Annotated in this window: 10 protein-coding genes; 5 read left to right on the top strand and 5 right to left on the bottom strand. The window is 33.6% G+C overall.

Annotation, left to right across the window (positions count from 1 at the left end):
• The coding region (locus MKX72_RS28295) for an HTH domain-containing protein (RefSeq protein WP_340761027.1) at positions 1-336 on the bottom strand (336 nt) is incomplete at its 3' end.
• A 230-nt stretch (positions 337-566) separates the two neighbouring features.
• Here MKX72_RS28295 and MKX72_RS28290 point away from each other — a divergent pair.
• The 3 genes from MKX72_RS28290 to MKX72_RS28280 all read left to right on the top strand — a co-directional run bounded on the left by MKX72_RS28290 (position 567) and on the right by MKX72_RS28280 (position 1,898).
• Complete coding sequence (locus MKX72_RS28290; RefSeq protein WP_260504228.1) at positions 567-695, top strand: hypothetical protein; 129 nt, start codon at positions 567-569, stop codon at positions 693-695.
• A gap of 291 nt (positions 696-986) precedes the next feature.
• A complete protein-coding gene (locus MKX72_RS28285) occupies positions 987-1,457 on the top strand; it encodes a hypothetical protein (RefSeq protein WP_154992614.1) in 471 nt (156 codons plus the stop codon).
• Between the two features lie 9 nt (positions 1,458-1,466).
• A complete protein-coding gene (locus tag MKX72_RS28280; protein WP_154992615.1) occupies positions 1,467-1,898 on the top strand; it encodes a terpene synthase in 432 nt (143 codons plus the stop codon).
• Between the two features lie 89 nt (positions 1,899-1,987).
• On the opposite strand, the gene MKX72_RS28275 is transcribed toward MKX72_RS28280, so the two are convergent.
• From MKX72_RS28275 to MKX72_RS28260, 4 genes are all read right to left on the bottom strand, one after another.
• Positions 1,988-2,230, bottom strand: a complete 243-nt coding sequence (locus MKX72_RS28275; RefSeq protein WP_154992616.1) for a hypothetical protein — start codon at positions 2,228-2,230, stop codon at positions 1,988-1,990.
• A 798-nt stretch (positions 2,231-3,028) separates the two neighbouring features.
• Positions 3,029-4,447: a MobV family relaxase gene (gene mobV / locus MKX72_RS28270; RefSeq protein ID WP_340761026.1), complete on the bottom strand. Its 1,419-nt coding sequence runs from the start codon at positions 4,445-4,447 to the stop codon at positions 3,029-3,031.
• A gap of 480 nt (positions 4,448-4,927) precedes the next feature.
• On the bottom strand, positions 4,928-5,104 hold the full coding sequence (locus tag MKX72_RS28265; protein ID WP_016766102.1) for a hypothetical protein: 177 nt from the start codon (positions 5,102-5,104) through the stop codon (positions 4,928-4,930).
• Between the two features lie 577 nt (positions 5,105-5,681).
• Positions 5,682-6,215 (bottom strand): DUF3967 domain-containing protein, encoded by a 534-nt coding sequence (locus MKX72_RS28260; protein WP_154992610.1) that lies wholly within the window; start codon positions 6,213-6,215, stop codon positions 5,682-5,684.
• A gap of 647 nt (positions 6,216-6,862) precedes the next feature.
• Between MKX72_RS28260 and MKX72_RS28255 the strand changes: the two genes are divergently transcribed.
• Together MKX72_RS28255 and MKX72_RS28250 are read left to right on the top strand one after the other, a co-directional pair.
• Positions 6,863-7,321 (top strand): replication/maintenance protein RepL, encoded by a 459-nt coding sequence (locus MKX72_RS28255; protein WP_098250102.1) that lies wholly within the window; start codon positions 6,863-6,865, stop codon positions 7,319-7,321.
• A 160-nt stretch (positions 7,322-7,481) separates the two neighbouring features.
• Positions 7,482-7,832: a helix-turn-helix domain-containing protein gene (locus MKX72_RS28250; protein ID WP_154992612.1), complete on the top strand. Its 351-nt coding sequence runs from the start codon at positions 7,482-7,484 to the stop codon at positions 7,830-7,832.
• The last annotated feature ends 210 nt before the right edge of the window (positions 7,833-8,042 follow it).

Raw genomic sequence — 8,042 nt, 5'->3', positions numbered from 1 at the left:
CAAATCAATTGCATCTACTGTGCTAGCTTTTGAAGAGCTAGTGCTCGTACTTTCACTTTCATCAACATAGCTCGTACTAGCTGCTACTTCGCTAGTAGCTAGCTTTTGTTCTGCTGGCATTTTACTGTTTTTAGAGATAAGTGTACTAAAATCAACATCTAAAGGCTCTGATTCTTGTCCAACATAGCGATAAATACCTTCCTTACTGTCCCATTCATAGCCTAATTTCTTAATCTTTAATTGAATCGTACGAGTACTTACATCATACTGATCAGCTAATTCTTTAATGGTGATTTCTTTCATCATAATGCCATTTAACATCTTTTTTACCAGCATCCTACTAGCCCCCATTTTCATTTTAGAATTATAGTACTAGTATTCAAATGCAACATGATATTTCCTGCCATAACTTTTCTCAAAAACAAAGAGATCTTTTCTTAGATATTTTTTCTTTCAATCTGCAAAAAATATCTTTAAACTATTACAGGAAAAATGTAATATATAAATTATTAAGTAAACATAATATTTTTCAAGATATTATTAATATCTTAAAGGGACTGATTTATATGAATTCTGAAAAAGAAGTAGGAATGCTAGAGCTTTTATTATCTTTTGGCAGCTTAGCAGCTGTTTTAATTATTTGGGTATTATTAAAACACTATGATGTACCAATGAGGGGATTACCTTTTTTATAATAAATAGACAAAAAAGCTTTTGAGATAATATTCTCAAAAGCTTTTTTTATCAAAAAGTACATTATCAATAGGTATATAATATTAAGACTAAATATAAATCATTCTAAAATAAAAACAACTTGATATCTAGACTATCCTTTATAATAACAAGATTGTTAATAAGATATTATAAAGTCTTCATAATAATAATTAGTTTATTTGGAAATAAATTATTTTAATGCTAGTTATTGTTATATACTTAAAAATTTAGTATATTGTTATATTGAATTTTAAGTTTAGGAGAGAGACTTTATGAAAAAGAATTTTATTTTATCAATGGTATTCGCTTTACTTTTTTCAACTCTAGCTTTAAGTATGGGAGATTCTAGTGCTTCAGCTGCTGCTATGAAACCCGTACCGGGCTCTGCTGGTTGGAAATATCGTGTAGAAGGCCCCCACGTTGAAGGAACAGATAATGATTGGCATGTACATGTAGAAAAAGGGAAAATTAGAGGGGCTGAAAGAGTTAACGGAGGAAAAAGTCATAAAAAAACCCTAGATTCAGCTGGTGTTCCCAAGTCTGTACAGAAAAATGTAAAGAAAACAGCTGATTTTAAAAGAGGATTAGAAAAACAAAAAGAATTAGATAAAGAACGTCAGAAAATGAGTAAATATTCTTTATCAGAGTTAGTAGCAAAACCTTCACTTATAGTAACAATGGTAGCTATAACAGGTATAACAGCATATAATTTGTTAAGACATCCTAGTTTAATATTTGGATAGGAGGAAATTATGATATCACTTCATAGAGTATTAAAATTGCGTGATTTAGAAATTTTTCAAGTAGAAAGAGAAGGAACCATTTTATCCTATGTGGTTATTGAAGATACTAGAAAACCATTTACAGAAGAAGATAAAAAACTAGATCCATTATGTTACATGGACGAAGAAGATATTAACGCGATTTTAAATGTTTTTAGAATTTCAATCATTAATGATGAAAAATTAAATGAAGAAGATTCAGACATTATAAGATCGTTCTTTTCAGACTTTGTGAATAATACAAATTTAACGAATTTTATTACGACAGAATATGTTCAGGAAGACTTATATGATTATGACATCGATATAAAATTTTTCAATAAAATTTTAAAAGATATAGGTTCAAATTATATTATTGAAGAATTTGATGAAATGAAATGGATTTATTTATCTCAAGATTAACATATGAAATAGTTATATATATTACATACATATTTATAGTTATTTTCCATAATCAATTTTATAAACGTGACAAAAAGAGCTTGAACTTATTAGTCCAAGCTCTTTTTGTTACGTTTATAAAGAAAAAAACCTATTGCTGCTCCAACTAAGGCTACAACAACTCCCACTCTAAGCAGAGGAATTATAAAATCACTTAAATCAAAGTAATTTGTTTCTTCCAGACTTCCTTCAATAACCTCTTTATAAGGAACCGTAAAAAGCCCTAATGATATACCTAAAATAAATCCATATAAAAAGCCTTTTCTATAAACTTCAACAAGAGTATCCTCCACCTAAACCATATAATTTAACAATAGTTTTCTATGAATACAATATACAAATTTAGTTAACATAATACCTCTTTCCGGAACACATCAAAAAAGAGAACCCTTGGGAGGCAAAGGTTCTCAAAAGGGTCCTCTTTATCGATTATGCAGCTTTTTATACATCCTTGACGCGTAAGGGTTTCATACTAGGGCATAACCCAAACGAATGAATAAAAAGCGCACCTTTTATTCATATGCTTCGTACCCCAAAAATAGCATTTGATACCATAATATGCTACACTACGGGTCAGACTATTTTTACAAATTTCAACGTAGCAAAAGAGCAACCTCTAGTCCACTGCAGAGGTTGCTTTTTTTATTTTGTATATATAGCAACACATTAAAAGTAATAGTTATATTGAAAAATATGTTATGATTCTCTCATCGTTCGTACTCGGATACGTATGAATGAACCCTTACATGAAGAAACCTCGCTTGCCAATGCCGAGGTTTCTTCTTTTATTTTAAAACTTGTCATACAAATTTCAGTTTTTATCTTTACAACTAAAAAAGTTTGTGATATATTTCACATATAAAGATATCCATGACGAACCAGAACACTCTAGATGTAATATAAAAAAGCTATTTCAGTCCGATGCCAATACGATTGAAATAGCTTTTTTTATATGACTTTAACTATGTTTACTAACCAGAAAAACCATAGTTATAAGCATTCAACAGTAAATAAACATCATAACCAGCTACCACTGCAAAAGCGATAAGTAAGATTGTCATTTTCATTTTACTCAACTTCATATCTCCTTTTTACCGTTCTAAGTCTTGATCCTTCTGTTTTGATGGTTTTCCAATCCCACGCACATATTGAAAAAATGAAATCTGTTTCATCTTCTCCACATTCTGATCAATCCAATTTAAAGCTTTTTCCTTCCAGGCTTTCAATGTTTTATTCTCTTCTTTTAGTTCACGAACCTGCCTATTTGCTTTATCGAGATCTTCTTTTGGCACATAATCCTTTATATAACCAAGACTCATCTTCGTTAAGCTCTCATTCACTTCATTTACTTGTACAAGCTCTTTTTTCGTTTTCTCATGTTTCTGCTTCTCAATTGTCAAATTATCGCTTAGAGAGCCTATATGAGCCTCATATTGCGTATCTAGTTCTCTCTTAACCTCATCTTTGAGCTTTTCCTTTTGTTCAGCTGAGAAGTCACGCACAAGCTTCTGGCGCATTTGTTTCTTCGCCTTTTCCACTTGGCCGTCTTGATCCGCCACATATACCTCTAATTCTTGCCTTGTCTCATCCAAATCATTCTTCAGTGTCTTGTTCTCTTTTTCATAGCGATCAAGCTCATGGCTCAACGCATGAGTACGCTCATGCTCGGCCGCCAATGTTTGCTGGAGCTCTTTTGTGAGACTCATAAGCTCATGAAAATCTGCTTCTTCCACTTTCACTTTGGAACCCATGACACTCTTGGCCGCCTCTACTTCAATCGGTTGGCTACATAACTCTTCAATCCGTCTCTCGCTACGTATCTCAACGGGTGGTGCTGATTTTAACTCCACTAAATTGTCCATCTGTTGAAGCTCTTTTTCCTTGTGAGCCACTAGTTGTTGCAGATGCTTTAGCTCTTTTTCACGTTCTTGTTTCTTAAACTCATGCACACTTTTATGCTGCAGCTCGCTCGGCTCGCCACGCTCAATGTCATACCCACGTTTGTTCATGTAGTTGTGAAAGTCATCCTGAATTCGACGAATCTTGGTTTTACCGTGAAAAAACTCTTTCGCCGCCAAGCGTCGATCATCCGTAATCGGCACAAACCCCACGTGCATATGTGGCGTCGCTTCATCGTTATGTACCACAGCGTATAAAATATTCTGCTGGCCATACTTACCGGCTATATGATCCAATGACGCTTCAAAATATTTGCGCTGCTCGTCTGGCGACATCGCATGCATATACTCCGGACTGGCCGACACAAAGAACTCTGCCACCAGGACTGCATCATTCCGAATTTTTCGTTTCACACGGGTGGCCGTCATCTTCTTAATTTCTTCATGGTACTTAATTTTGTCCTCGTTCACAAAGTCATAGTTAAGCATCGTCCTGGTTGAATCGATGTCTTTATTTTTACTGTTCTCGCCTTCTCGTTGGTTGTGTTTCTGGATCCCCAATATTGCGTCTTTGTGGAACTTTTGCATGCGGATAATCCCATATTTGGCCATCCCTCAATCCCCCATTTCGACCACTGTACTTGGGTCTAGCATACCACAACTTTAGATTTGGTGTAACGCACTACACCAATTTTTCATCTTCGATCAAATTGGGAGCGCGCTCTACGAGGTGGCGGTCGGCGTTCCTCCCTGTGTTTGGCTTCGCCAAAAGGAAAAAAGACATCCTTATCGGATGCCCTTTTTCATGAAGACCGTGGACGCCGTCCACCACCTGTAAGGGGAAATCTTCCCCTTAACCCCATCTAAAAAACTCCCCCAACCCCCTCACTTTTTGAGGGGGCTCCCTCGCCGGTTGGCGTCAAACAAACGGGGTTGTTTGAGTGCCAAGAGGGTTTGGGTTTGGTGAATCTATCAACTCCTTAAATTCTCGACCTGACGGTCTTGCGATTTACCGTTGACAGACCACTTTATACGGAGGTTTTGAATACTTTTGAAAGAAATTATTCCTAGTAGTTTATATGCTTCAAAAAATTAATTACTGCTCTTATCTTCTTTTTGAAAATGTTCTTTGTAATATAAATAATCAACTTTATGTTTTGTAGACATTAATTGTGTTGCTAATATTGCAGTGTAAACCGTGGTCAATCCTAATGCTACTGCTCCCAATAAATTCAAATTGTCTTTATTAGTATTATCGTTACTATTCATAAAAATTTATCTCCTTTCTAATTTCTCTTTAAACTTATATTGCTAAATATCTTAAGTTTTTATTCCAAACTGAAACGGAGAAAGTCCTTTAGATGAACCTTGACATACCAAATTTTTAATTAAATATATGTGTTATAAATTATACATAGCCACAACAAAGGCCGCCCATTATGTATCATCCTATAAGGCGGCCTTCACTGTATGTATGCTACATGTATATTCGCATATTCACGACAATATTTTTAAAATTTCAATCCCTGCGGCCGCGCACAAAAATAAATGATAACAGGAGAATAAGAGAAAAAACTTCTCTATAGCTACATGATTACTAACGTAATCAAATGTATCTATAAGAAAGTGTCTTGAAAATCACATGTGATTAACCTTTGTATCTAAAAAAACTTATAACAGCCACTGTAATAAGCATCAAAAGAATATATCATATAAGACATGTCATGCTACATAATAGAAGACACCTTTAAGGTGCAATTTTTTAATAAATCTTCTTTCACATCTCATAAGAAACATTGTATATGTTGGTTCTGATACATTATTAAAGTTGTTTATAATGCAACAACTAAAGTTTCCAAAACTGCCACCATTTCTTTTTTTCTTCTGAAGCAGCTACTAATTTTTTTGTTTCCTGCATTGATCGTAAGGTATCCATCAATGCTAAATCTCTTTGTTCCCTTTTAATTTCACTTTCTTTATAACTTTTCTTTATTTCTTCTAGCTCTTTAACCAACAATTTATTACTCTCCATAAGTTGCTCGTTAATTGCTCTTTGTTCTTTAAACATAGCTTTCAAAAAATCTAAAGAAGAAGAGTCTAATTCTTGGTTGATTGATTGATGATTGATTGATTGAACATCAATGAAAAGCTTATAACCGTCGGCTTTGAGCTTATTATCTATTTCAGTATCAATCAAGTTATCAATCATATACCACTTCCGAATTTTCTTTAGAATTTCTACGGAATCTGGATGTAATAAAATCTTTTTTCCTTCCCTCTTAGTATTAAGAAAAGCTTGATGTTTTTGTATGTATCTCCTTACAGTTGGAACAGGTGTATTAATCATTTTAGAAATATCATTAATCGTTATCCAATCCATAATATAAACTGCCCTCCTTCAATCGATCAATCAATTATCAATCAATCACTAAGACAAACTATATATAGTTTCTTTAATTTTTTCAAAATCCCTACTGATTCCCTACTGATTGATCGATGATCGATTGATTGATCGGTTGGGTTACCTTTGTTTTGGGGTGGTGTGCTGGCTAGGGGTTTGGGGACTAGTCCCCATTTGTGTATCTTATTTTGAGAAAAGGTAGCAACTATGGACGGCTGCTTTGGCGGTTCGGCAGGTATAATGGCCGTCACAAGCCGATCATCTTAAACTTCGTTTTGGGTATGTTCGGCTTGGCGATATAACCAACCCTGCCGAAATTTTTAATGCAAGGAGAAAAGAGTGGAGATTTTTTCAGTGACTTTCTGAAAAAATACTACTCGAACCTTGCATTAAAAATAGCAAATATATTAATAGATAAGAGTGAAAAAAAGGTGAAATGTTAGACAAACCCTTTTATATCAAGGGTTTGAGGGTGATTTGTTCACTTAAATTTTTTTAAGTGTTTACTTAAATTTTTTTAAGTGTTTACTTAAATAAGATTTAAGTGTTTACTTAAGTCTCTTGTTATTATATACTCAAAATATGAAAAAGAGACTGGATTATTTTTCTATAAAGGAGTTAAAAAAATGTCTAATTACAAACGCAAAAAAGGAGTAACTAGAAAAGCAACAAAAGTTGTAGGAACAAAAAAATACATAAACTCAGAGACTGGAGAAATCGAAGAAATGGAAGTTATAAGCATTGAAGAACGAGATGCTAATTTCCATAAAATTTGGTTAGGTCATATAGTTGAAAGTCTTGATTTAATAGGTAATAAGAAACTTAAAGTTCTTACATTCATAATGGATAACCTTAATAGCGAGAACATGTTTTTAATGACTTATAAAGAAATTGAACAGAAATTAGGAATTTCTCAGCCTACGATTGCTGAAACAATGAAAGCTCTACAAGAATCAGACTTTCTTAAAAAGATTAGAGCTGGAACCTATCAAATCAATCCAGATAAGATCTTTAAGGGCGGTAAAAACTCAAGATTAAACGTTTTAATGCAATATAACGAGATTGATAACAAGGAAGATAAATAAATTAAGGAGGTGATTCAAACGTTTAACACCAAGATTAGACACAACCAAATAAAAAGGGCATTTCTCCTGGCAGAGAAACACCCCATGTGAAAAACATAATACTAAACTCGATACTAGTATTATAACATGGGTTGCCCTCAAAAAATAGGAGGGTCTTATCGTGGATCAAACTGAAAAACTATTAATGGGTATTGAACATGTTCTAAGTGTAGCTTCTGATTTAGTTGATGAAGTGGCTCGACTAAAGCGTGTAGAAGAAGAGTGTAAAATCCTAAAAGAAAAAGTCTTCATGAATCAGTTTACTAAAGCAGAACAAGAAGTCTTTGCTCTTGCTATTGATGGTCATTCTGTTTCAGAAATACAAAAGCTTCTCCATAAAGAAGAAAGCACTATTAAAAATCAAAGAAAAAGCATCTTAAAGAAATTGAACACGGAATCTCTGACAGAGGCCGTTCAACAATTTCAAAACCTACACCAAGAACCTTCACAAAAACTAATAAAGATTTCTTAAACATAGTAGCCTTAAAGGCTAGAGAAGCAGGCTTAAGCCTGCTTTTTTTTAGTCTAATAATCCCTTTTCCTTGAACACTTTTCTCAAAGCTTCATTCACCAATTCAGATTTATAACTCTTTGGCACCCGATCAATAATACTTAACACATCATCATCAAAATAAAAGCCTCGGTATACTCTTTTTGAACGGTCTTTTGGACTTTGCAACAA

It is taken from the genome of Priestia sp. FSL R5-0597, assembly GCF_038006305.1.
Taxonomy (GTDB): Bacteria; Bacillota; Bacilli; order Bacillales; family Bacillaceae_H; genus Priestia; species Priestia zanthoxyli.
Note: the sequence above shows the minus strand (reverse complement) of the source record. Positions and strands in the feature narration are given on the sequence as shown.

Coding starts and splice junctions, on each gene's coding strand:
- MKX72_RS28290 (WP_260504228.1), top strand. CDS start 567: ATGAATTCTGAAAAAGAAGTAGGAATGCTAGAGCTTTTATTATCTTTT.
- MKX72_RS28285 (WP_154992614.1), top strand. CDS start 987: ATGAAAAAGAATTTTATTTTATCAATGGTATTCGCTTTACTTTTTTCA.
- MKX72_RS28280 (WP_154992615.1), top strand. CDS start 1,467: ATGATATCACTTCATAGAGTATTAAAATTGCGTGATTTAGAAATTTTT.
- mobV (WP_340761026.1), bottom strand. CDS start 4,447: ATGGCCAAATATGGGATTATCCGCATGCAAAAGTTCCACAAAGACGCA.
- MKX72_RS28265 (WP_016766102.1), bottom strand. CDS start 5,104: ATGAATAGTAACGATAATACTAATAAAGACAATTTGAATTTATTGGGA.
- MKX72_RS28260 (WP_154992610.1), bottom strand. CDS start 6,215: ATGGATTGGATAACGATTAATGATATTTCTAAAATGATTAATACACCT.
- MKX72_RS28255 (WP_098250102.1), top strand. CDS start 6,863: ATGTCTAATTACAAACGCAAAAAAGGAGTAACTAGAAAAGCAACAAAA.